Raw genomic sequence first — 21894 nt, forward strand, 5'->3', positions numbered from 1 at the left:
CGTGCCTAGCCGTCCGACCGATCACGGGTGGCACGCGGCAGCGCCGCGCGCGGGACCGGTTCGTCGTCGCGTGCATGTCTGCGTTGCCGCCCGACATGATGCGCGACGGCGTCGGTCACGGTCGGGAAGAAACTGGCGCGACCGAACACGTCGAACAGCCCGTAGGCGCGCAGGCGATCCTTCACCGGGCCCTTCATTTCCGCGAAGTCCAGCGCGATCTTCCGTTCCCGGAGTTCCTCGCCCAGCATCACGAGCCGGTCCGCGGCGCTGATGTCGATATCGGTGACGGGCTCGGCCGCGATGACGACGCGCGCAACCGGTGGCGCGGACTTCGCGATCGCCGCGTGCAGATGCTCGCAGAAAATCTCGACGTTCGCGTAGAAGAGCGGCGCATCCCAGCGGAACAGCAGGAGCCCCGGTATCGGCACGGCGTCCGGATGCCGCGCGACGTCGTGATAGCCGCGCACGCCGGCGAGCCGGCCCAGCACCGCATCGTACGGATGCCACGCGCGCCACACGAACGACAGCAGCGACAGCGCGCTGGCGAGCAGGATGCCGGGCACGACGCCCATGCCGATCACGCCGGCGAAGCACAGCACCGAAATCAGGCATTCGCCGCGGCGCATCCGGTACAGCCGCACGACGCTGCGGACGTCCGCGATGCCGAACGCCGCGTAGATCACCACGGCGGCCAACGCCGCGCGCGGGACGAGGGTCAGCAGCGCCGGGGCGGCGGCGAGCAGGAGCGCGATGCAGGCCGCCGCGACCAGATTCGTGACCTGGCTTTGCGCACCGGCGGCAATCGCGACGGGCGTGCGCGATGCGCTGCTGCTGACCGCGCACCCGTGCATCACGCCGGCCAGCAGATTGGCGGCGCCCAGAGCGACCAGTTCCTGGTTGCGGTCCGGTGTGTCGCCCGCGCGAGTGGACAGTGCGCGCGACAGCATGCTGATGTCGGCGAACGACACCAGCGCGACGGCGATCGCGCCGGACGCAAGCGCGACCAGATCGGCGACGGAGACGGCCGGCAGATGCGGCACGGGCGCACCGGCAGGCAGGGCGCCGATCGTGGCCACGCCGTGCAGCCGCGGCACCTGCGCGATGACGGTTGCCGCCAGCACCGCGATCAAGACGCCGGGCGCACGCGGCATCATGCGTTTCATCAGAAAAATGGTGGTGAGCGTACCGATGCCGAGCGCGGTCGCGGCAATGGAAAACCGGTGTGCGTTGAGCGCCTGCACGATGCGCGGCACGCTGGCGAACACGTCGCCGCCCGATACCGGCATGCCCAGCAGTTCCGGCAACCGGCCGATCGCGAGCGCAATGGCGATGCCGTTCAGGTAGCCGTACTGGATCGGACGCGACAGCAGATCGGTGACGAAGCCGAGGCGGAGCGCGCCGAGCAGGATGCAGATCGTGCCGGCCAACAGCGCCAGCGCGCCGGCGAGCGCGATGGCGCGCTGCGGATCGTGACCGGCGAGCGGGGCGATGGCGCCGGCGATCAGCGCGGCCAGTGCCGAATCCGGGCCGAGGACGAGGATCCGGCTCGGGCCGAGCAGCGCATACGCGAGCAACGCGGCGATCGACGCATGGAGCCCCGTGATGGCGGGCAGGCCGGCCGCCTCGGCATAGCTCATGCCGACGGGCACCAGCACGGCCGACAGCGCGATGCCCGCATAGAGATCGCGCGAGAACCATGCGCGCCGGTAGTTCGCGAGCATGGTGAAGCCCGGGAACAGGTGGGCAACGCGGGCGGAAAGCGGCCGGTTCATTGCGGCTTCGGCTTCGGCTTCGGCTTCGGCGTCGTGCGGCGGCGCACCGGCCGCGCCGTGCGCCGCCGCGCATACCAGTCGCCGATCGCGTGCCAGATGTCCGGGGCGGATTCGCAGTACGTGAACAGGTCGAGATCGGCGCGAGCGATCATCCCTTCGTCGGCGAGGAAGGCCAGATCCACCGCGCGGCGCCAGTACGCTTCGCCGACGAGGATGACCGGCAGCGGCGGGATCTTGCGCGTCTGCAGCAGCGTCAGGACTTCGAACAGCTCGTCGAACGTGCCGTAGCCGCCGGGGAAGAATACCGCCGCCTTCGCGCGTTCGAGCAGGTGCAGCTTGCGGATCGCGAAATAGTGAAACCGGAAGCAGAGACCGGGCGTGATGTACGGATTCGGTGCCTGTTCGCGCGGCAGCTCGATGTTGAAGCCGATGCTCGGCGCGCCGCGCTCGTATGCGCCGCGATTGGCGGCCTCCATGATGCCCGGGCCGCCGCCGGTGACGATGGCGAGCCGCGCGGCGCGCGTGCACCGGTCGGCGTGGCCGACGATGCGCCCGAATTCGCGCGCGACGCGGTAATACACGCTGTGCTCGACGAGCCGGCTCGCCGCCGCGACGGCGTGACGCCGGCCCGCATCGTGCGGCCGCGCCGCGAGCAGGCGATTGGCTTCGTTCAGCCGCGCGTTCGCGACGGCCGGGGCAACGATGCGCGTGCTGCCGTAGATCACGACGGCATGGCCGATGCGTTCGTTCTGCAGGCGTTCCTCGGCCTTCCAGTAGTCGAGTTGCAGCCGGATGCCGCGCATGCCCGCGCGCTGCAGGAGGGTGGCATCGTCGTCGGCGGGCGTGCAGTCCGGACGGTTGGCGAGACGCGGCGCGCGATGCGGGATGCGCTGGACGCGGTCGTTGCCGACGATCGCATCGGGCCGTGTGCGAGCGCGTTTGCCGGGCGCGGCCGCCGACGTCAGGCCGGCTGCGGCACGGCGGCGCACTCCACCTCGCGCGGTACCGACGGGAACGCGTTTGACGACGGTCGACATGAGCGGCTGGCTGGCGGGCCGGTTACTGGCTCAGCACCCATTGCACGAGCTGGTGCGCGTCGTCGGCGGACAGCGGGCCGCCGCGATCCTCGGCGGATGGCATCGGCGTGTCGCCCCAGTGCACGCGGCCGCCGACGCGCAGCTTGCGTTCCAGTTCAGGCGCGGCGGCCGGATCGCCGCGGTAGCGCTGCGCGATGTCGTGGAACGACGGCCCGAGGAACGTCATGTCGGACGTGTGGCAGAACATGCAGTGCTGCGCATTGACGAGATCGGTCGGCTCGGGCACGGCCGTCTGCGCGGCGGCCGGGTTGGCCGCCGTGACGGTCACGCAGAAGGCGGCGCAACGCAGGAGGTTCATGATTTTTTCCTCGTCCGGATCAGAAAGGCCGCGCCGTGCCGCCGGGCGCGATCACGAAACGACTTCGTCGAGCGGGCGACGCGGCGAGTGCGGCGTATGCGGGCCGTGCCCGACACGCAATAGCAACTGCGGTTCGCCGTGCAGCCCGAGCATGTGACGCAGGTGGGCGCGCAGCTCGGTCGTCTCGATCGGCTGGTTCAGGTACGACGCCGTATAGCCTGCGCGCGTCGCGACTAGCAGGACGCGCTCCAGCGCCTGTCCGGCGGCGAGCCACGCGTCGCGATCGTCGCGCACGGTCGAGATGCATACGACCAACGGCGACGCGCCGACGAGCTGGTGATGCAGCGCGGCCAGTCCGTTACCGAGATCGAACGTCCGTACCGCCATCGTCACGACGGGCGCCGCGAAGTCCAGCAGCGTCGGCACGCCGGCCGCGAACGCCGGCATGCCGTCGACGTGGCGGCGCGGATCGATCCAGCTCGCCAGTTCGCGCCTGAAGCGCGGGTCCGCGAACTGCTCCTGATCGGCCTCTGCAACCAGCTCGGCCACCCGTGCGCGATGCGCGATCGAGTCGACGCAGGTGATCTCGGCGCCTTCCGCGACACCGGCCGCGATCAGCTCGCGCTGCAGCGTGTCCGGAACAGCCGTCGATTCGAACGGCGCACGCGTCGTGACGCGCTCCGGAATCGCATCGAACAGCGCGCCGAGCGACGCGTCGGAATAGCCGTCGTCGCACACCCGGACCAGCGCCAGCAGATCGGGATCGATGTCGGACGGGAACGTGCTGATCGTGTGGGCGAGCCCGGCGTGATCGAGCGCGACGCGCAGGTTGAGCAGGGCCGCACCGCAGCTGATGAGCAGCTCGCGATCGAACGGATCGATGACGGGCAACGCGCGCACGCGATCCGCGCAGACCGCGATCGTGGGGCCGTCGACGATGAACCGCCACGGCTGCGAGTTGTGGCTGGACGGGGCCAGCACCGCGTAGGCCAGCAGCGACCTCAGATGTGCTTCAGGGTGGGCGCTTGCGGCTAGTGGGGGAACGGATACCATTCGATCATCTCCTGGTCGCCACACGGGGGGCGTCATGTCACTTCATCGTGTCAGCAACCGTCTGTCCGCCGTTGACCCACATCAAGCGCCCGTCACCGGGCCATGCGTTCGGGGCGCGGAGCGACTAGCGTGGAGAGGTGACGCGCACGAACATGCGTGCGCGGGGAGGCGAGCATGTTTGCGATGATGTTTGACGGCACGACACAGCATCTGCGCGAGGCGCGCGTGCCGGACCCGTTGCCGGCGGCGGGCCAGTTGCTGATCGACGTACACGCATGCGGCGTATGCCGGACCGATCTCCACGTCGTTGACGGCGAGCTTGCGCATCCGAAGCTGCCGCTGATCCCGGGGCACGAGATCGTCGGCACGGTGCGTGCGCTCGGCGCGGGCGTGACGGGCTTCGTCGTGGGCGACCGCGTCGGTGTGCCGTGGCTCGGCTTGACGTGCGGCCATTGCGCGTATTGCACGACGGGCCGTGAGAATCTGTGCGACAGCCCGGGATTCACCGGCTATACGATCGACGGCGGCTATGCGGAGTGCACCGTCGCCGACCACCGGTATTGCGTGCATCTGCCGCAGCGCTACACCGATCTCGAAGCCGCGCCACTGCTGTGTGCCGGCCTGATCGGCTATCGAACCTTGCGCATGGCGGGCGATGCACGGCGCATCGGCATCTACGGCTTCGGTGCGGCAGCGCATCTCGTCGCGCAGGTCGCGCATATCGAGGGACGCAAGGTGTTTGCGCTGACGAAGCCGGGCGATACCGTGGCGCAGCAGCTGGCGCGTTCACTCGGTGCCGCGTGGGCCGGCGGCAGCGACGAAGCGCCTCCCGAGGCGCTCGACGCCACGCTCATCTTCGCGCCGGTGGGGGCACTGGTGCCGACAGCGCTTCGCGCGGTCGACAAAGGCGGGATCGTCGTATGCGGCGGCATCCACATGAGCGACATACCGGGCTTTCCGTACGCGTGGCTGTGGGGCGAGCGCCGTATCGTGTCGGTCGCCAACCTGACGCGCGCGGATGCGGTCGAATTCATGCGGGTCGCCGATACGATGCCGCTGCGGGTCGAGGCCGTGCGCTATGCGCTGACCGACGCGAACCGTGCGCTCGACGACTTGCGCTCCGGGCGTTTGTCGGGGGCGGCGGTGCTCGCCATGCGCGGCTGATGCGCCCGCCGCACACAGCGAGGTCAGATTTGCCCGAGGCCTTCCGGATCGACGATGCGGATCTGCTTGCCTTGCGCCGCGACGAGCCCCTTGTGCTGGAACTTCGACATCATCCGGCTGACGGTTTCGAGCTTCATCCCGAGATATTCGCCGATCTCGTCGCGCGTCATCCGCAGCACGAACTCGGCGGCCGAGTAGCCGCGCGCCTTGAAGCGGGTGGAAAGGTTCAGCAGGAACGCGGCCACGCGCTGTTCGGCGGTCATCGTGCCGAGCAGCAGCATCAGCGCGGATTCGCGGACGATTTCGCCGCTCATCATCTGGTACACGTGATGCTGCATCGGCCGCACTTCGCGGCACATCTGCTCGAGCTGGCCGAACGGAATGATGCAGACGGTGCTGTCCTCTAGCGCGATCGCGTCGCCGTTGTGGTGCCCGGTGTGCACGCCGTCGAGCCCGAGCGATTCACCGACGATCTGGAAGCCGGTGATCTGCTCGTCGCCGTCGCGATGCATCACGATGGTCTTGAATGACCCGGTCCGGACCGCATAGATGCTGTTGAACGTGTCGCCTGCGCGAAACAGCGTTTCACCGCGCCGGACGTGCCGCGTCGTGCAGATCATCGCGTCGACACGCGCGAAATCGTCAGGCGAAAGGTCGGCCGGCATGCAGACGGTACGCAACGCGCACGTCGAGCAACGGGACGCGGCGCGCTTCGGCTGGTCCACCCGTTCGACGGGATGCAGCGGAATGAACGGGCGTAACGGCATGGTCGGCGAGACTTCGGCATGGCTCTGCATGATCGGCTCCAGTGCTTGGGGCGGCGGCGAATCGCTGTCGTGCAGGTTCGCGCTGGCCGTCGTATCGGCGGCCCCGGCGTCTGCCGCCTACCTGATGGGGAACCACACCGGAGGGCCAGGAGACCGGTACGCCGGTCTCGATGGTGATGCGGCCCTTGCTCCGGGAGGCACGCTTGCTTGTTTTTCTTGATACGCAGTATGGACGGCGCGCGCCGCGACGGAAATCAGCCGCAATTGAAGATGCGGTAGGACACGCGGAAGGGTTGTAGGACGTTTCCTACAGAGGCGCGGCATCCTGGCGGGGCGACGCGGGGGCGCACCGGTCGTGCGCCGGAGCCGCATCAGAGATCGTCCGGGTCGTCGAACAGCTTGTGACGCATCGCATAGCGCACGAGCGCCGTGTCGTTCGGCATCTGCATCTTCTCGAGTATCCGCGTCTTGTACGTGCTGACCGTCTTGACGCTGACACAAAGCGCTTCCGCGATCTCGGAGATCGACTCGCCGGTGGTGACGCGCCGGAACACGTCGAACTCGCGATCGGACAGGCGCTGGTGCGGCAGGAGATCGGCCGGCTCGTTCAGGCTCTGCGCGAACTGCTCGGCCATCGTCAGGCTGACGTAGACGCCACCGGCCGCGATCTTGGTCAGCGCCGCCACCAGCTCGGCGCTCGCGCTCTCCTTGGTCATGTAGCCGGACGCGCCGGCGCGGAACGCGCGCACCGCGTATTGCTGCTCGGCATGCATTGTCAGCACGAGGATATGCAATGCCGGTTTCTCGTCCTTGATCTGCTTGATGAGTTCGACGCCGTTTCGGCCCGGCATCGACAGGTCGAGCACCAGGACATTCGCGGGGGTGTCCCGCACGAGCGCGATCGTGGATGCACTGTCGCTCGCTTCGCCCGCGACTTCGAAGCCGCTCGCGCTCTGCAGGATGTGCCGCAGGCCGTCCCTGACGAGGGCGTGGTCGTCGGCGATGAGTACCCTGATCATGACAGCACATCTCCTTGCTGGATGGCATGAAGCGGTAGCGCCACGGTAATCGTGAACCCCGTTCCGGGCCGGTTGTCGATCGTCACCGTGCCGTCGAGCATGTGCGCGCGTTCACGGATGCCGATCAGCCCGAACGACGGACGATCGCGCTCGTCGTGCGTGTTCTCCGGGGCGCCGTGGCCGTTGTCCGCGATGCGCAGCACGCAGTAGCCGTCTTCCACTTTCAAGGCGAGCGTCACCTGCGTCGCATCGGCGTGGCGCGCGACATTGGTGAGCGCTTCCTGCACGATGCGGAACAGCGTCGTGGCACCGGTGCTAGTGAACGCGGTATCGACGGGGGCGATGTCCCGGTCGACCGTGATCCGGTAGCGATGCGTGAAATCATTGACCAGCCACTCGATCGCCGGGATGAGGCCCAGGTCATCGAGCATCACCGGCCGCAGATCGGCCGCAATGCGTCGAACCGACGCCACGGTCGAATCGATCAGGCGATGCATGCCGCCCAACTGCTCGCGCACGCCGGTGTGAGGGGCGACGACGCCCGCGAGCCCCAGTTCGACGGCGGAGAGATCCATCTTGAGCGCCGTGAGTTGTTGGCCGAGGTCGTCGTGCAGTTCACGCGCAATCCGCGTTTTTTCTTCCTCGCGCACATTCTGCAGGTTGGCGGACAGGTCGCGCAGTTCCTCGCGTGACTGCTTGAGGGCATTTTCCGCCCGGACGCGCTCGGTGACGTCGCGCAGCATGACCGTGTACAGCTTGCCGGTGCCGTCGCGAATCTGCGAGATCGACGCCTCGATCGGAAACTCCGAACCGTCGCCGCGCAGGCCGAACAGCACGCGCTGCTGTCCCATCTGCCGCTCGGTGACGCCCGTCACGCCGAACTGTTCGACGTGCCGCGTGTGCGCGGCGCGGAAGCGCTCGGGGATGAAGCGGGCGAGCGGCGCGCCGATCGCCTCCATCGCCGAGACGCCGAACACGCGTTCCGCGGCCGGATTGAATATCACGATCGTCTGGCCTTCATCGACGGTAATGATCGCTTCCATCGATGACCGGATGATGCCCATCATCCGGGCCTCGGTCGGCTGGCCTTCGCCGCCGGGGACGGCGCCCGACATTTGCCTGACGGCGGCCTGCCGAACGAGGGCGGCCAGTATCAGCGACAGCGCGATTCCGGCCACCATCACGGCCATCGCGGATCCGGCCGTATCGGCGGGCGGCGCACTGTAGCGCAGCGAGAGCGGTGTGCCGCCGAACGTCAACGTATCCGTTCGCGTGAGCATGTCGCGGGCGGCGGTGGCGTCGTCGCCGCTGAACCCGCCGGAATAGATGGGGGCCGCCGGGTTGTCGGCCGTGATTTTCATGTGCAGACGATCCAGGACCGACGGATCGACAAGACGCTCCGGATCGAGCGCCGCATAAACATATCCGGTCGCGCGCGCATGCTGCGGCCCGGACGAAGCCCCGTCTTCAGCGTTCGCATAAATCGGCAGATACAGCGTCAGCGCCGTGCGGGCGATCGTCGTGTCCGCGCTGTCCTGGATTGCGTTCGCGGCCAGCGCGGTCTTGCCGGTTTCCGCCGCGCGCTGCAGCGCCCGCCGGGTCGCCTGATTGTCGTCGTCGGCGCTCGGCTCGATTCTTCCAACGCTGCGGACGGGCGACTGCAAACCGTCCAGATTGAGACTGGCGAGGTAGCGGTGCCATGCGTCGCCGGATTGAGGCATGGCCAGCGTCGATGCGAAGCCGCGCGCGCCGCGCAACACGGTAGCGGCGCCGAGGAGGCTGCGCCGGAGGTCGGCCGTCGCAAGCGTCGCCGATTGCGCGAAGCGTGCCTGGGCGGCTTCCTGCCCCCGGGTCTGTAGATGCCGGGCGCAGGCAAATGACGCAGCCAGGCCGAGCGCCAGCGTCAGCAGCGCGGCCAGGGTCGCGTATCGCGCAGGCCGAATCCTGCGCGGATCCGGCCCGGCCTTGAAGGAGGGCGCATTGACTGTCATGGCCGTTCATCCTGACGGATTTTTCCGGCGGCTGGCGGGCGGCTGGCCGGGCGCGAGGCACGAAACGCGGGGCGGGCCGAAACGGTGATGTCGCCCGAAATTGTGCGCGTTTTGTCTGCGTTCGCCAATCGAGACCGATGCGTATGCCGGTTGCCGTGCCGGCTTGACCGGCGTCAACCGGATGACGCGCGTCGGGCCCAGACTGGTGTGGCATGCCGGTCGAAACCCGACGGCACCAGGGAGGCATCATGTATGCAAGGATCTTCGCGGCACTCGACGGCAGCCGCAGTTCGCGGCTGGCGCTCGACGAGGCGATCGCGCTCGTCCGCGATTCAGGCGGCCTGATCGTCGCCGTGTGCGTGGTATCGGACGCGCCTCGACTGACGGACGTCGACAGCGGTTATATCGACCAGCGCGATCCGGCGGGGCTGGATGCGGACAGGGCCGCGATCGCGGTGGCGGACGCGGAGACCGCGTTTCGCCTGTGCGGCGTGCTCGGCACCGCGCACACGATCGACGCGTGCGGCGAGGATGTCTCGTCCGTGCTGGCGCGAGCTGCCGCGGAATGCGACGCCGACCTGATCGTGATGGGCACGCACGGACGCCGCGGCGTGCGCCGCGCGGTGCTCGGCAGCGTCGCCGAATCGCTGGTGCGCACCGCGGACCGGCCGGTGCTGGTCGTGCGTGAAGGGCAGGGCGCGTGTGCGGCCGTGTTGTGACGAAAGAGGGCAGCCGCGGGCGGCTGCCCCGTCGTCTTGCGTGCGGTGTCAGTGCGACAGCAGTACCGGTACCGTCATCGTCTCGAGGACGGTGCGCGTCGCACCGCCCAGCACGCGCTCGTGCATGCGCGCATGGCTGTACAGGCCCATGACGAGCAGATCCGCATGCAGGTCGGTTACCCGGTTCAGCAGCGTCGCGCCGACACCGACCGACCGGTCGCGCGGCGTCGTCGAGAACGATGCGCGCACGCCGTGCCGTTCGAGATACGCGGCCACGTCGACGCCCGCCGGCGTCTTGTCCGGATCGGGCTGACCGCGCACGACCGTCTCGACGTTGACGAAGCGCGCGCGCGCGAGCAGCGGCAACGCATCGGCCATCACACGGGCGGCTTCGCGCCCGCCGTCCCAGCCGATCAGGACGTTCTCGCCGATCGTCCGCACGTCGCCCGCGTAGGGCACGACGATCGCCGGACGGCCGCTGCCCATCACGAGATCCTCGACGAAATGACGCGCCACGTAGGTCATGCGATCGTCCGGGTCCTCCTGGCCGAGTATCAGCAGATCGACGTGGCGCGCGTGCAGAATGGCGGTGGCGGTCGGGTCGCCGGTTGGCGCCTGCCATTCGACGCTGCGTCCCGCGCGCTCGGCGGCCATCAGGAATCTTTCTTCGGCCTCCTTGCGCCGCTGGTCGCACAGGCGCTCGTAGACGGCCAGCTTCAGCGGCTCGTCGGGCCGCCGCAACGGTTCGAAGAGATCCTGGCAGACCACGTAGAGGCCGATCAGATGCGCATTCCAGCGTGCCGCGAGGTCGAGCGCGAGGTCGACGCGGGTCGCGCAGCGCTCGCTGTCGTCGAGGTGGACGAGCAGGGTCTTGTAGCTCATGACGGCTCCTTTTCGGTGGATGCGGCGGTGGTCTCGGCAGGTTTGCCCGACGGGCAGCCCGCCGGAATCATCAGCACCGGGCACGTGGCCAGGCGCAGCACGCGCTCGGCCACGCTGCCGAGGAAGAGGCGCTGGACGCCGCGTCGGCCGTGCGTGCCCATGATGATCAGGTCGGCCTCGAGTTCGTTGGCAAGACTGACGATCCGGTGCGGGATGTCTTCGCCTGCCGGCGCGACGTTGGAGATCTGCGGCGTGCCGGCGACGTCGCGCGCCTTCAGGCGCCGCGCCGCGTCCTCGGTGACGCGCAGCCCTTCTTCACGAAAGGCGTCGACCAGGATCGACGGGTCGTAGCCGTACATGTCGTACGCCGGCACCAGGAAATCGACGACGTAGACGGGAGTCAGTCGGGCACCCGTCTCCGACGCGATAGCCAGCGCGGCGTCGAGTGCACGGGACGACGTGTCGCTGCCGTCGAGTGCAACCAGAATGTTCGAGAACATGGCATGTCCCTTGAACGGAGGTGGATGAGATCATCATCGGCGCGTGCGCGCCAATCGCGCTGATCTGGATCAAGCGTCGCGGTTGGCGCGCAGCACCCCGACCGCGGCGCGCGAGGCGATCCACGCTTCGTTGGTCGGCTCGACGACAACCGTGACCGCGCTCGATGCGGACGACACGACCTGCGCATGGTCCGCGTTCGCGCCCACGTCGATGTCGATGCCGAGCCAGGCGAGCGCCGCGCAGATCCGCTCGCGCAACACGGCCGAGTGCTCGCCGATGCCGGCCGTGAAGACCAGCATGTCGAGGCCGCCGAGCAGCGCGACGAGCGCACCGGCTTCGCGCACGATGCGGTGGACGTAGAGTGTCAGCGCATCGCCGGCGCATGCATCACCGGCGGCTTCGCACGCCAGCAGCACGCGCGGATCGCCGGAAGCGCCCGACACGCCCTTGAGGCCCGACTCGTGATAGAGCATGTGGCCCAATGCGTCGGTGGACAGCTTGCCGGCCTCGAGCAGGTGCAGCACCACGCCGGGATCGAGGGTTCCGCAGCGTGTGCTCATCATCAGCCCGTCGAGCGCCGAGAAGCCCATCGTCGTCGCGACGCTGCGGCGGCCGCGCATCGCGCACAGGCTGGCACCGCTGCCGAGATGGGCGGCGATCACGCGGCCGTGCGCACGCGCGCCGAACCGCTCGTCGAGCGCGACGGCCAGGTATTCGTACGACAGACCATGGAACCCGTAGCGGCGCACGCCCTGGTCGAACCATGCATGCGGCAGCGGCAGCAATTGCTCGGCGCGCGGCAGTGTGTGATGAAACGCGGTATCGAACACGGCCACCTGCGGCACGTCGGGAAACGCGTCGCGCAGCGCGTCGATCGCATCGAGGCAGTGCGGTTGATGCAACGGCGCGAGCGGCGTCAGCGTGCGAAGCGCGTCGAGCACCGCGTCGTCGACGACGACCGGGTCGACGTACCGGGCACCGCCATGCACGACACGGTGTGCAATGGCGCCGAGCGCGATATGCGGCAGCTGCACGCGGATCCACATCGCGACCTGCGCGAGCACCGCGCGGTATGGATCGCCCGTGCGCAGCGGCAGCGTGCCGCCCGGGGCGGCGTCGAAGCGGATCGACACGCCGTTGCCGGTTTCGATCGCTTCACCCTCGTGCAGCGGCCGCCGCGCGGGATCCCCGTGCGGCGGATACGCGAACACCGCGAATTTCACGCTCGACGAACCGGCATTGACGACGAGCAGCGCGAGCGTACGCATCGATCGATTCAGTGCGACATCAGCACCGGGAGCGTCATCGACGCGAGCACCGTGCGCGTGGCGCCTCCCATGATCAGTTCATGCCAGCGCGGATGCCCGTACGCGCCCATGACCAGCAGGTCGGAACCCGTTTCGTAAGCGCGCGACAGCAGCGTGTCGCCGACCGACGCGCCGGTACCGGTGTCGATATCGAGCACGTTCACGTCGCGCGCATGGCGCGCCAGCATCAGCGCGGCGTCGGCGGCCGGAATGCGTGTAGTCGCCGCTTCCGAATCGCCGTCGACCACGGCGACGACCGTCGTGCGCTTCGCATGCTCGAGAAACGGGAGCGCGTCGTGCGCGGCGCGGGCGGCTTCGCGGCTGCCGTCCCAGGCGACGAAGACCCGTTCGCCGATTGACGGGAATTCACCGGTGTACGGCCAGAACAGCACCGGCCGACCGGCGGACAACACGAGGTTCTCCGGAAACTGGTCGTCGATGTAGGTTTCGGGATCGTTCGGGTCGCTCTGGCCCGCAATCACGAGGTCGGCAAGACGGGCGGCACGCGGCACGGCCACATTCGCGCTCTCGTCCGCGCGAACCCAGGTGGCCGGCACTTTGGCCCGCGCGGTTTCCGCATGGAACAGGCGCTCCAGTGCGCCGAGCCGCTCGTCGCGTTGCTCGCGGTGCGCGCGGAAATAGTCTGCGGAACCGGCCATCACGTAGAACGAATGCGGCTCCGGCGTGTAGACCGCGAACAGCCCGGTGAGATGCGCACCGAAGCGCCGGGCAAGACGCAACGCCAACTCGAGACGCGAATGCGCGCGGGCGCTCGTATCGAGGTGTACGACCAGGCTTTTGTAGCTCATCGGAATCGCTCCATCGACGGGTGATCCGCCAGTGCAATCCAGTCTACGAAGCAGGGTTTCCGCGTGCTTGACTCAGATCAACGGGTGCCGTGCGCCACGGCCGCACAGTGAAGTGGACGCCCATTCACCGACCGGATCGAAGGAGGGAAGACGATGAGCCCCCAGGCTTTGACCACACCGAACGACGCTTGCCGCGCGGGTTGCGATCTCGCGTTGCGCATGGCCGTGCTGGCTCGCGACTGGCAGCACGAATGGCACGCGCTGGCAGGGCGGCGCATCGAGCGGGACCGCGACGCGGTGCGCGGCCTGCAGCAGGCGCTGACCGCGACGAACGAGTGGACGGCGTTCGGCGAGGCGGCCCGGCATGTGATGCGCGACTACACGATCGCGACCGTCGCGATCTGGCAGGACGCCACCGAGCTGTGCATGCGCGGGCAGTTCGAGAGCGCGAGTGCGTGGCGCACGTGGTTGCGCGATTACGGCACTGGCGCGCTATCGCGCTACCAGACCGACTGGTGGCCCGATCTCGGGCGGCTGGCCGTGGTCAACGAGGCGAGCATGCCGTGGCGCGACTGGATGGCCGCGTTCGAGCTCGGCATCACGGAAGCAGTCGATGCAGGCGACGAGGCCGCGGCCGTCCGGCGTCTCGATGGCAGCCATGCGGTGCAGGAGCACGATCATGTCCGCTAAGCGCGTCGCTTTCGTCACGGGTGGAATGGGTGGCCTTGGTGCCGCGATCAGCCGCCGTCTTCACGAGGCCGGCATGACGGTGGCGGTGTCGCACACCGAACGCAACGACCACGTTGCGACGTGGCTCACGCACGAGCGCGAGGCGGGCCGCACGTTTCATGCGTACGAGGTCGACGTGGCCGACTACGACTCGTGCCAGCACTGCGCGGCACGCGTGCTGGCTGAATTCGGGCGCGTCGACGTGCTCGTCAACAACGCGGGCATCACGCACGATGCCACCTTCGTGAAGATGACCAAGAGCATGTGGGATGCGGTGCTGCGCACCAATCTCGACGGCCTGTTCAACATGACGAAGCCGTTCGTGCCCGGCATGATCGACGCCGGCTTCGGACGGATCGTGAACATCGGGTCCGTGAACGGGGAGCGCGGCGCGTACGGGCAGGCGAACTACGCGGCCGCGAAAGCCGGTATCCACGGTTTCACGAAGTCGCTGGCGCTCGAACTTGCGCGGCACGGCATCACGGTCAACACGGTGGCCCCGGGCTACCTGGCCACCGCGATGCTCGAGTCGGTGCCGAAGGAAGTGCTCGACACGAAGATCCTGCCGCAGATTCCGGCCGGTCGCCTCGGCGACCCCGACGAAATCGCCGCGCTCGTCGCGTTCCTGTGTTCCGACGCGGGCGCCTTCGCAACCGGTGCGGAATTCGACATCAATGGCGGCATGTACATGCGATGAAAGCGTCCGTCATCCGCGCGCCGCTCGTGCGCGAATCGAGGCAGCCGTCGGATCGGAACGGGCAGACGCCCGACCGGCGCCAATGCACGGCGCCCGAGGCAACACCCGCTGAAAAATGGAACCGCGCCGTGCATGCCAACGTCGCCGCGATGACCTTCGGGCTGTCGCCCGTGTCGCTGGCGCTGGCCCTGCTCGACTGGGGCGCTCACCTGGCGGTGTCGCCGGGCAAGTGCTTCGAACTCGCGACGCAGGCGTGGCTCGCGGCCGCGCCCGCGGTCGACGGATCGTGGTGGACCTGCTGGCGCGACTGGCTGCATGCGCGCTCGTCGGGTGACGTGCCGGCCCGCGCGCCGGCCGCCGGGCTCGCGGCGGCGCCGGGCGCCTACGTGCTCCAGACATGAACGGGCATCGGCATCCGGATCCGTGCGGCGGCGCGTGCCTGCCCGGCCTGCTGCCGCGCGCGGACGGCGCATGGCCCGGGCTGATCGCGCGGGCACGCAACGCAGCGCCGCTCGTCGTGGCCGTCGTGCATCCGTGCGATGCAACCAGTCTCGTCGCGCTGGCCGAACTCGCCGAGTCGCCGCTGGCGGCCGCGATCGAGCCGCTGATCGTCGCGCCGCGCGACAAGGTGCTGCGTGTCGCGCACGATGCGGGCGTCGATCTGTCGTCGTGGACGATCGAGGACGTGCCGCACAGCCATGCGGCGGCGGCCCGCGCGGTGGAACTCGCGGCGGCGGGCCGTGCCGGCGCGCTGATGAAGGGCAGCCTGCATACGGACGAGCTGATGGGCGCGGTCGTCGCGGCCGAATCGGGGCTGCGCACCGACAAGCGCATGTCCCACTGTTTCCTGATCGAGGCACCGGCGTATCCGCGTCCGTTCATCCTGACCGACGCGGCGGTGAACATCGCGCCGGACCTCGCGCAGAAGGCGGCCATCACGCAGAACGCGATCGACGTCGCGCATGCGCTGGGCGTGGCGTGCCCGCGCGTGGCCGTGCTGTGCGCGGTCGAGACCGTCAATCCGGCGATGCGCTCGACGCTCGACGCGGCGGCGCTCGCGAAGATGGACGAGCGCGGCCAGCTTACCGGCGCGATCGTCGACGGCCCGCTCGCGTTCGACAACGCGATCTCGCTGCGGGCGGCGCACGACAAGGGGATCGATTCGCCGGTCGCCGGCTGCGCCGACATCCTGGTCGTGCCCGATATCGAAGCGGGCAACCTGCTCGCGAAGCAGCTCGAATACCTGGGCGGCGCCGTCAGCGCGGGCATCGTCGTGGGCGCGCGCGTGCCGATCGTGCTGACGAGCCGCGCCGACGGCGCTGCCGTCCGGGTCGCGTCGTGCGCACTCGCGATGGTGCTGGCACAGGCGCGGCATGCGCCGCAGTCCTGATCAACGTACCCGCAACCCTTTCTTTCGATGGAGGAACCCCGATGAAAGCACTCGTCTACCACGGGCCCGGGCGCAAGGCGCTCGAGGAGCGGCCGATGCCGGAACTGCAGTCGCCCACCGACGCGCTCGTGCGCGTGACGCGCACGACGATCTGCGGCACCGATCTGCACATTCTCAAGGGAGACGTACCGACTTGCGAACCCGGCCGCATTCTCGGCCACGAAGGGGTCGGGATCGTCGAGCAGGTCGGCACCGCCGTCGATGCGCTGAAGCCGGGCGATCATGTGCTGATTTCCTGCATTTCGTCGTGCGGCCGCTGCGAATATTGCCGGCGCGGCCTGTATTCGCATTGCACGACCGGCGGCTGGATCCTCGGCAACCGGATCGACGGCACGCAGGCCGAGTACGTGCGCGTTCCGCATGCGCAGACGAGCCTCTACCGGATTCCGCCGGGCGCGGACGAGGAGGCGCTCGTGATGCTGTCGGACATCCTGCCGACCGGGTTCGAATGCGGCGTGCTGAACGGCAAGGTGCAGCCGGGCTGCTCGGTGGCGATTGTCGGCGCGGGCCCGATCGGGCTGGCGGCGCTGCTGACCGCGCAGTTCTACTCGCCCGCACAGATCATCATGATCGATCCGGACAGCAACCGGCTGGACGTGGCGCAGCGCTTCGGCGCGACCGATTGCATCGACGGCCGCACTGGCGACCCGGTGGCGGAAGTGATGAAGCTGACCGACGGGGTCGGCGTCGATTGCGCGATCGAGGCGGTCGGGATTCCGGCGACGTTCGAGATGTGCACGTCACTGGTGGCGCCGGGCGGCGTGGTCGCGAACGTCGGCGTGCACGGGGTCAAGGCCGACCTGCACCTCGAGAAGCTGTGGGATCGCAACATCTCGATCACGACCCGGCTCGTCGACACGGTCAGCACACCGATGCTGCTGAAGACCGTGCGCGCCGGGCGCCTCGATCCGAAACGCCTGATCACGCATCGGTTCTCGCTCGACGACGTCGAGCGCGCGTACGACACGTTCGGCCGCGCCGCGCAAACCCATGCGCTGAAGGTCATCATCGAAGTCGGTTGATGGCCGGGTAGCGCAGGGCGGGAACCGGCAGGCGACACCCGGTTCCCGCCACCGCACGGCGGGTCACGCCGTCAGGAGGAAAGCGCGGCCGGCGCGTGCGTGTCGCCGGATTCGACCGCATCGAGATCGACGCACTGCGCATACACCGGCACCTCGCACGGCCAGTGCAGCCGCTCCGCGATGCGCCGCCGCATCGCATCGGCCGCGGCCGGCTCGCCATGCGTGACGAAGGTCCGCACGGGCGCGCGCTGCATCGTGCCGAGCCAGCGGAGGATCTCCTCGTAGTCGGCATGCGCGGAGAGCGTCGTGATCGAATCGACCTGCGCGCGCACGCGCACGTACTCGCCGTGGATCTTCAATGTCGGCTCGTGCGCGGCCAGCGCCGCGCCGCGCGTGCCGGCCGCCTGGTAGCCGACCAGCGCGATCGTGTTGCGCGCATCGGGCGCGTAGCGGCTCAGGTGGTGCAGCACGCGGCCGCCCGTCGCCATCCCGCTGCCGGCGATGATGACCATCGGGCCATGATGGTCGGCAATCGCCTTCGACTGCTCGACCGAGCGGATCATCGTGGCCGCATGGCCGAGCGCGTTCGCGTCGGAAGGCGTCAGCCGGTGTTCGAGGATATGGTGACGATAGATCTCGGTCACGTCGGTGGCCATCGGGCTGTCGACGAATACCGGCACGCGCGCCATCCGGCCGGACGCCTTCAGCCGCGCGATGTAGTGCAGGATTTCCTGCGCGCGGCCGACCGTGAAGCACGGCATCACGACCACGCCGCCGCGCGCGAAGGTCTTGTCGAACAGCGCGGCGAGTTCGTTCTCGGGGTCCGATTCCGGATGCAGGCGGTCGCCGTACGTCGATTCGACGACCAGGTAGTCCGCATGCGCGGGCGCCAGCGGCGGCTGCATGATCGGGTCGTGATAGCGGCCGAGGTCGCCCGAGAAGGCCAGCACCTTGTGATCCCAGTGCATCACGACGCTCGCCGCGCCGAGAATGTGGCCGGCCGGCAGCAGGCGGAACGCCAGCCCGCCGCCGAGCACCGTGCATTCGTCGAACGCGACGGGCTTCAGCAGGTGCAGCGCGTGCTGCGCATCGTCCAGCGTGTAGAGCGGTTGTGCCGGATGATGCTTCGAATAGCCGTGGCGGTTCGCGAAATCGGCTTCTTCCTCCTGCAGCCGCGCGCTGTCGCGCAGCATGATGTCGCAGAGTTCGGCCGTGGCCGCCGTGCAATACACCGGCCCGCGGAACCCTTCGCGCGCCAGCACCGGAAGATAGCCGGTATGGTCGATATGCGCGTGCGTGAGCACGACCGCGTCGAGCGTGTCGGGCGCGACCGGCAACGGGCTCCAGTTGCGCAGCCGCAGGTTCTTGGTGCCCTGGAACAGGCCGCAGTCGACCAGCACGCGCCGGTTGCCGTGCTCGACCAGGTATTTCGAGCCGGTCACGGTTTCGGTCGCACCGAGAAAAGTCAGTTTCATGGATCGCCTCACGGGAGTGGACGGAGCAGTGAGTCGATTACAGCGCGGATGCGCGCGAAGCGATTGATGGAAATCAGGGATTGCCGCATCCGTGCTCGGCTCGGCTCGGCTCGGCTCGGGCGAGGTTCGCCGTTCGGCCGTTGCGGCTCCGGGTTGACGTCAATCAACGTCCGGGCAGGACGGCGGCACCGCCGCGTGTCAGCCCGCGTCGCTCCGGCCGTCGAGTGCGACGATCATCAGCAGCACGGGAACGTGAGGCCGGCGGTCAGCGCGGGGAACGTCGTGCTGTCACGCGCGGGGTGTCGCGGGTTTCGCCGCGTCCGGCGTCGTGATCGTGTCGCGCTTTGCCGCGCGGTTGATCTGCATCAATGGACGCATCCGGCATTCGCGCACCCGGCGGCCACGGCCGCCGGCACGTCGTTGGTTGATCCTCGTCAAGCCACTGCCGCCGTCGTGCGCGATGCTGAAGCCGGTGAAGCCCCGTACCGATCGCGAATGTCGCGACCGGTACGGGGCGACGGGAGACCGACATGAAGTCCGATGCAGCACTCAAGCAGGATGTCGAGCAGGCGCTGTTCTGGAATCCGGCGATCGACGCGCGACGGATCGACGTCGACGTGCGCGACCGGGTCGTGACGTTGCGCGGCACGGTCGACAGCTGGGCCCAGAAGCTCGAAGCGCAGAAAACGGCGCTGCATGTCGAGGATGCGCGCGCGCTCGTGCTCGAACTGAGCGTCACACCGCCCGCGAACGCGTGCGCGGATCAGGAACTGGCGATCGCGATCACGTTCGCGCTCGGCTGGCAGGAGGCGCTGCGCGATCACAAGATCCGTGTTGAGGTCGACCACGGCTGCGTGACGCTCGACGGCGAAGTCGATCATGCATACCAGAGTCGGGCGGCGGAAAAGATGGTCAGCCGGATGATCGGCGTCGTCGGCGTCGCGAATCGCATCCGGGTGCGAACGGACAGCACGGTGCCGGACGTCGGCATCCGGATTGCCGAAGCGCTCGCGCGCCGCGCGCAGCGCGAATCCTCCGGGATCTCGATTGCCGACGACGACGGCATCGTCACGTTGACGGGCAAGGTCGCGTCGCTCGCCGAAAGGCGCGCCGCGTGCGGTGCGGCCGCGTCGGTCAGGGGCGTGCGCGAGGTCGTCGACCGGCTGACCGTTGCATGACGATGCATGAGCGGGCTCGCGCCCGCGGTGCCGGTTCGACGCCATGAAAAAATCATTCGATTACTCCGGGCTGCTGATCCCGTTCGTATTTGCCGCGCTGGTGGCGTATCAGCTGCTGATGGCCCAGCCGGCCACGACGTCGATCTCGTACAGCGACTTTCACCACCTGGTCGACGCGCGGCTCGTCGACGATCTGGACATCGGCCCGTCGTCGATTTCGGGCGTGCTGCGCATGCCGCAGGCCGGTGCGAACCTGCCGGCCTCCGACGCGGCCGCCGTGAAGAAGGCGGGCCCGCCGTGGCGCTTCACGACCAACCGGGTCGCCGACGATCGTCTCGTCGCCGAACTCACGGCCGCCGGCATCCGCTATCGCGGCGCGCCGGATTCGGGCTGGCTCGAGACGCTTGCCGGATGGATATTGCCGGTGATCGTCCTCGTGACGTTCTGGAGCTTCATGATGCGCAGGCCGGGCGGGGTCCGTGACCTGAGCGGCATGGGCAAGAGCCAGGCGCGCGTGTACGTGCAGCAGGAAACCGGCATCACGTTCGACGACATCGCCGGCATCGACGAGGCGAAGGCCGAGCTGCAGCAGATCGTCGCGTTCCTGCGCAACCCCGAACGCTACCAGCGGCTCGGCGGCAAGATCCCGAAAGGCGTGCTGATCGTCGGTGCGCCCGGCACCGGCAAGACGCTGCTCGCGCGTGCGGTGGCCGGCGAGGCGGCCGTGCCGTTCTTCACGATCAGCGGCTCGGCGTTCGTCGAGATGTTCGTCGGCGTCGGCGCGGCACGCGTGCGCGACCTGTTCGAGCAGGCAAAGCAGAAGGCGCCGTGCATCGTGTTCATCGACGAACTCGATGCGCTTGGCAAGGCGCGCGGCGTCGGCCTGATGTCCGGCAACGACGAGCGCGAGCAGACCCTCAACCAGCTGCTCGTCGAGATGGATGGCTTCCAGGCCAATTCGGGCGTGATCATCATGGCCGCGACGAACCGGCCCGAGATCCTCGATCCCGCGCTGCTGCGGCCCGGGCGCTTCGACCGCCACATCGCGATCGACCGACCCGACCTGAACGGCCGCAAGCAGATCCTGGCCGTGCACACGAAGCGCGTGAAACTGGCCCCGGAAGTCGACCTGGCCGAGCTGGCGCAGCGCACGCCGGGCTTCGTCGGCGCGGATCTCGCGAACGTCGTCAACGAGGCCGCGCTGCACGCGGCCGAACTCGGCAAGCCGGCGATCGGCATGGCCGACTTCGACGAGGCGATCGACCGCGCGATGACGGGCATGGAGCGCAAGAGCCGCGTGATGAACGACGAGGAAAAGCGGACCATCGCGTACCACGAGGCGGGGCACGCGCTCGTCGCGCAAAGCCGCGTGCATTGCGATCCGGTGAAGAAGGTGTCGATCATCCCGCGCGGCATCGCGGCGCTCGGCTACACGCAGCAGGTGCCGACCGAGGATCGCTACGTATTGCGCCGAAGCGAGCTGCTCGACCGGCTCGACGTGCTGCTCGGTGGCCGAGTAGCCGAGGAAATCGCGTTCGGCGACGTGTCGACCGGCGCGCAGAACGATCTGGAACGTGCGACCGCGCTGGCACGCCACATGGTCATGCAGTACGGGATGAGCGAGAAGCTCGGTCTCGCGACGCTCGACGACGCGACCCCGCAGGGCGGTTCGCCCGGCGTGTGGACGCCGGGCGACGGCCGGTGCAGCGAACACACCGCGCAGTTGATCGACGAGGAGGTGCGCGCGCTGCTCGAAGACGCGCACGTGCGGGTCACGGCGACGCTCGGCGAGCATCGCGACGCGCTCGAACGGATCGCGCGGTGCCTGCTGCAGCACGAAACGATCGATCACGACACACTGGTGGCGCTCATTACGCCACCGGACGACGGCATCGGCCTGCCCGGGCCGGCGCACGCCGATGCGGAGCCTGCCACGGCCACGGACACGTCGGCCTGACCGGCTG

Annotated in this window: 20 protein-coding genes and 1 pseudogene; 9 read left to right on the forward strand and 12 right to left on the reverse strand. The window is 68.7% G+C overall.

Annotation, left to right across the window (positions count from 1 at the left end; genetic code table 11):
* Positions 1 to 5 precede the first annotated feature (5 nt).
* Genes CFB40_RS36755 through CFB40_RS36770 form a run of 4 tightly spaced genes read right to left on the reverse strand, consistent with a single transcriptional unit; the run spans position 6 to position 4220 of the window.
* The gene (locus tag CFB40_RS36755) at positions 6 to 1772 is read right to left on the reverse strand and encodes a SulP family inorganic anion transporter (RefSeq protein ID WP_089434172.1); all 1767 of its coding nucleotides are present in this window, start codon (positions 1770 to 1772) and stop codon (positions 6 to 8) included.
* A complete protein-coding gene (locus CFB40_RS36760) occupies positions 1769 to 2809 on the reverse strand; it encodes an LOG family protein (RefSeq protein ID WP_089434173.1) in 1041 nt (346 codons plus the stop codon). The genes CFB40_RS36755 and CFB40_RS36760 overlap by 4 nt, the downstream gene beginning before the upstream one ends.
* A 22-nt stretch (positions 2810 to 2831) precedes the next feature.
* Positions 2832 to 3167 (reverse strand): c-type cytochrome, encoded by a 336-nt coding sequence (locus CFB40_RS36765; RefSeq protein WP_089434174.1) that lies wholly within the window; start codon positions 3165 to 3167, stop codon positions 2832 to 2834.
* 51 nt (positions 3168 to 3218) lie between these two features.
* Positions 3219 to 4220, reverse strand: a complete 1002-nt coding sequence (locus tag CFB40_RS36770; protein WP_089429400.1) for an Acg family FMN-binding oxidoreductase — start codon at positions 4218 to 4220, stop codon at positions 3219 to 3221.
* A gap of 174 nt (positions 4221 to 4394) precedes the next feature.
* Here CFB40_RS36770 and CFB40_RS36775 point away from each other — a divergent pair, with 174 nt between their 5' ends.
* Positions 4395 to 5384, forward strand: a complete 990-nt coding sequence (locus CFB40_RS36775; RefSeq protein WP_089429401.1) for a zinc-dependent alcohol dehydrogenase family protein — start codon at positions 4395 to 4397, stop codon at positions 5382 to 5384.
* Between the two features lie 23 nt (positions 5385 to 5407).
* On the opposite strand, the gene fnr is transcribed toward CFB40_RS36775, so the two are convergent.
* The 3 genes from fnr to CFB40_RS36790 form a co-directional block, all read right to left on the reverse strand.
* Complete coding sequence (gene fnr, locus CFB40_RS36780; protein WP_089434175.1) at positions 5408 to 6181, reverse strand: fumarate/nitrate reduction transcriptional regulator Fnr; 774 nt, start codon at positions 6179 to 6181, stop codon at positions 5408 to 5410.
* Between the two features lie 341 nt (positions 6182 to 6522).
* Positions 6523 to 7170 carry a response regulator gene (locus tag CFB40_RS36785; RefSeq protein WP_089434176.1) on the reverse strand — a complete coding sequence of 216 codons (648 nt, stop codon included), beginning with the start codon at positions 7168 to 7170 and terminating at the stop codon, positions 6523 to 6525.
* Positions 7167 to 9161, reverse strand: a complete 1995-nt coding sequence (locus CFB40_RS36790; RefSeq protein WP_089434177.1) for a PAS domain S-box protein — start codon at positions 9159 to 9161, stop codon at positions 7167 to 7169. The genes CFB40_RS36785 and CFB40_RS36790 overlap by 4 nt, the downstream gene beginning before the upstream one ends.
* 248 nt (positions 9162 to 9409) lie before the next feature.
* Between CFB40_RS36790 and CFB40_RS36795 the strand changes: the two genes are divergently transcribed.
* Positions 9410 to 9880: a universal stress protein gene (locus tag CFB40_RS36795; protein ID WP_089429405.1), complete on the forward strand. Its 471-nt coding sequence runs from the start codon at positions 9410 to 9412 to the stop codon at positions 9878 to 9880.
* Between the two features lie 48 nt (positions 9881 to 9928).
* Here the strand turns inward: CFB40_RS36795 and CFB40_RS36800 are convergent, their stop codons facing one another.
* The 4 genes from CFB40_RS36800 to CFB40_RS36815 form a co-directional block, all read right to left on the reverse strand.
* A complete protein-coding gene (locus tag CFB40_RS36800; protein WP_089434178.1) occupies positions 9929 to 10762 on the reverse strand; it encodes a universal stress protein in 834 nt (277 codons plus the stop codon).
* Positions 10759 to 11262, reverse strand: a complete 504-nt coding sequence (locus CFB40_RS36805; RefSeq protein ID WP_089429407.1) for a universal stress protein — start codon at positions 11260 to 11262, stop codon at positions 10759 to 10761. The genes CFB40_RS36800 and CFB40_RS36805 overlap by 4 nt, the downstream gene beginning before the upstream one ends.
* A gap of 69 nt (positions 11263 to 11331) precedes the next feature.
* Positions 11332 to 12531, reverse strand: a complete 1200-nt coding sequence (locus CFB40_RS36810; protein WP_089434179.1) for an acetate/propionate family kinase — start codon at positions 12529 to 12531, stop codon at positions 11332 to 11334.
* Positions 12532 to 12539: 8 nt separating this feature from the next.
* Positions 12540 to 13379, reverse strand: coding sequence for a universal stress protein (locus CFB40_RS36815; RefSeq protein ID WP_089434180.1), 840 nt, complete (start codon positions 13377 to 13379; stop codon positions 12540 to 12542).
* Between the two features lie 153 nt (positions 13380 to 13532).
* Here CFB40_RS36815 and CFB40_RS36820 point away from each other — a divergent pair, with 153 nt between their 5' ends.
* The 5 genes and pseudogenes from CFB40_RS36820 (at position 13533) to CFB40_RS36840 (ending at position 17277) form a co-directional block, all read left to right on the forward strand.
* On the forward strand, positions 13533 to 14069 hold the full coding sequence (locus CFB40_RS36820; protein ID WP_089434181.1) for a hypothetical protein: 537 nt from the start codon (positions 13533 to 13535) through the stop codon (positions 14067 to 14069).
* Positions 14059 to 14805: a beta-ketoacyl-ACP reductase gene (locus tag CFB40_RS36825; protein ID WP_089434182.1), complete on the forward strand. Its 747-nt coding sequence runs from the start codon at positions 14059 to 14061 to the stop codon at positions 14803 to 14805. Before CFB40_RS36820 ends, CFB40_RS36825 begins: the two co-directional genes overlap by 11 nt.
* Positions 14802 to 15086, forward strand: a pseudogene (locus CFB40_RS36830) (poly-beta-hydroxybutyrate polymerase N-terminal domain-containing protein); the annotation flags it as partial. The gene CFB40_RS36825 and the pseudogene CFB40_RS36830, both read left to right, overlap by 4 nt.
* A 116-nt stretch (positions 15087 to 15202) precedes the next feature.
* Complete coding sequence (locus CFB40_RS36835) at positions 15203 to 16195, forward strand: bifunctional enoyl-CoA hydratase/phosphate acetyltransferase (RefSeq protein ID WP_089429410.1); 993 nt, start codon at positions 15203 to 15205, stop codon at positions 16193 to 16195.
* A gap of 41 nt (positions 16196 to 16236) precedes the next feature.
* Positions 16237 to 17277, forward strand: coding sequence for a zinc-dependent alcohol dehydrogenase family protein (locus CFB40_RS36840; RefSeq protein ID WP_089429411.1), 1041 nt, complete (start codon positions 16237 to 16239; stop codon positions 17275 to 17277).
* 71 nt (positions 17278 to 17348) lie between these two features.
* Here the strand turns inward: CFB40_RS36840 and CFB40_RS36845 are convergent, their stop codons facing one another.
* Positions 17349 to 18752, reverse strand: a complete 1404-nt coding sequence (locus CFB40_RS36845; protein ID WP_089434183.1) for an MBL fold metallo-hydrolase RNA specificity domain-containing protein — start codon at positions 18750 to 18752, stop codon at positions 17349 to 17351.
* A gap of 530 nt (positions 18753 to 19282) precedes the next feature.
* Here CFB40_RS36845 and CFB40_RS36850 point away from each other — a divergent pair.
* Positions 19283 to 19930 carry a BON domain-containing protein gene (locus CFB40_RS36850; RefSeq protein ID WP_089434184.1) on the forward strand — a complete coding sequence of 216 codons (648 nt, stop codon included), beginning with the start codon at positions 19283 to 19285 and terminating at the stop codon, positions 19928 to 19930.
* 43 nt (positions 19931 to 19973) lie between these two features.
* Positions 19974 to 21887, forward strand: coding sequence for an ATP-dependent zinc metalloprotease FtsH (gene ftsH, locus CFB40_RS36855; protein WP_089434185.1), 1914 nt, complete (start codon positions 19974 to 19976; stop codon positions 21885 to 21887).
* The last annotated feature ends 7 nt before the right edge of the window (positions 21888 to 21894 follow it).

It is taken from the genome of Burkholderia sp. AU31652 (assembly GCF_002223155.1).
GTDB lineage: Bacteria > Pseudomonadota > Gammaproteobacteria > Burkholderiales > Burkholderiaceae > Burkholderia.

Bases quoted from the DNA above. Each gene is read 5' to 3' on its own strand.
- CFB40_RS36800 (WP_089434178.1), bottom strand. From the start codon at position 10,762: ATGAGCTACAAGACCCTGCTCGTCCACCTCGACGACAGCGAGCGCTGC.
- CFB40_RS36835 (WP_089429410.1), top strand. From the start codon at position 15,203: ATGAACGGGCATCGGCATCCGGATCCGTGCGGCGGCGCGTGCCTGCCC.
- CFB40_RS36810 (WP_089434179.1), bottom strand. From the start codon at position 12,531: ATGCGTACGCTCGCGCTGCTCGTCGTCAATGCCGGTTCGTCGAGCGTG.
- CFB40_RS36770 (WP_089429400.1), bottom strand. From the start codon at position 4,220: ATGGTATCCGTTCCCCCACTAGCCGCAAGCGCCCACCCTGAAGCACAT.
- CFB40_RS36825 (WP_089434182.1), top strand. From the start codon at position 14,059: ATGTCCGCTAAGCGCGTCGCTTTCGTCACGGGTGGAATGGGTGGCCTT.
- CFB40_RS36795 (WP_089429405.1), top strand. From the start codon at position 9,410: ATGTATGCAAGGATCTTCGCGGCACTCGACGGCAGCCGCAGTTCGCGG.
- CFB40_RS36845 (WP_089434183.1), bottom strand. From the start codon at position 18,752: ATGAAACTGACTTTTCTCGGTGCGACCGAAACCGTGACCGGCTCGAAA.
- CFB40_RS36850 (WP_089434184.1), top strand. From the start codon at position 19,283: ATGAAGTCCGATGCAGCACTCAAGCAGGATGTCGAGCAGGCGCTGTTC.
- CFB40_RS36765 (WP_089434174.1), bottom strand. From the start codon at position 3,167: ATGAACCTCCTGCGTTGCGCCGCCTTCTGCGTGACCGTCACGGCGGCC.
- CFB40_RS36840 (WP_089429411.1), top strand. From the start codon at position 16,237: ATGAAAGCACTCGTCTACCACGGGCCCGGGCGCAAGGCGCTCGAGGAG.
- CFB40_RS36775 (WP_089429401.1), top strand. From the start codon at position 4,395: ATGTTTGCGATGATGTTTGACGGCACGACACAGCATCTGCGCGAGGCG.
- CFB40_RS36820 (WP_089434181.1), top strand. From the start codon at position 13,533: ATGAGCCCCCAGGCTTTGACCACACCGAACGACGCTTGCCGCGCGGGT.
- CFB40_RS36805 (WP_089429407.1), bottom strand. From the start codon at position 11,262: ATGTTCTCGAACATTCTGGTTGCACTCGACGGCAGCGACACGTCGTCC.
- CFB40_RS36755 (WP_089434172.1), bottom strand. From the start codon at position 1,772: ATGAACCGGCCGCTTTCCGCCCGCGTTGCCCACCTGTTCCCGGGCTTC.
- ftsH (WP_089434185.1), top strand. From the start codon at position 19,974: ATGAAAAAATCATTCGATTACTCCGGGCTGCTGATCCCGTTCGTATTT.
- CFB40_RS36785 (WP_089434176.1), bottom strand. From the start codon at position 7,170: ATGATCAGGGTACTCATCGCCGACGACCACGCCCTCGTCAGGGACGGC.
- CFB40_RS36760 (WP_089434173.1), bottom strand. From the start codon at position 2,809: ATGTCGACCGTCGTCAAACGCGTTCCCGTCGGTACCGCGCGAGGTGGA.
- CFB40_RS36815 (WP_089434180.1), bottom strand. From the start codon at position 13,379: ATGAGCTACAAAAGCCTGGTCGTACACCTCGATACGAGCGCCCGCGCG.
- fnr (WP_089434175.1), bottom strand. From the start codon at position 6,181: ATGCAGAGCCATGCCGAAGTCTCGCCGACCATGCCGTTACGCCCGTTC.
- CFB40_RS36790 (WP_089434177.1), bottom strand. From the start codon at position 9,161: ATGACAGTCAATGCGCCCTCCTTCAAGGCCGGGCCGGATCCGCGCAGG.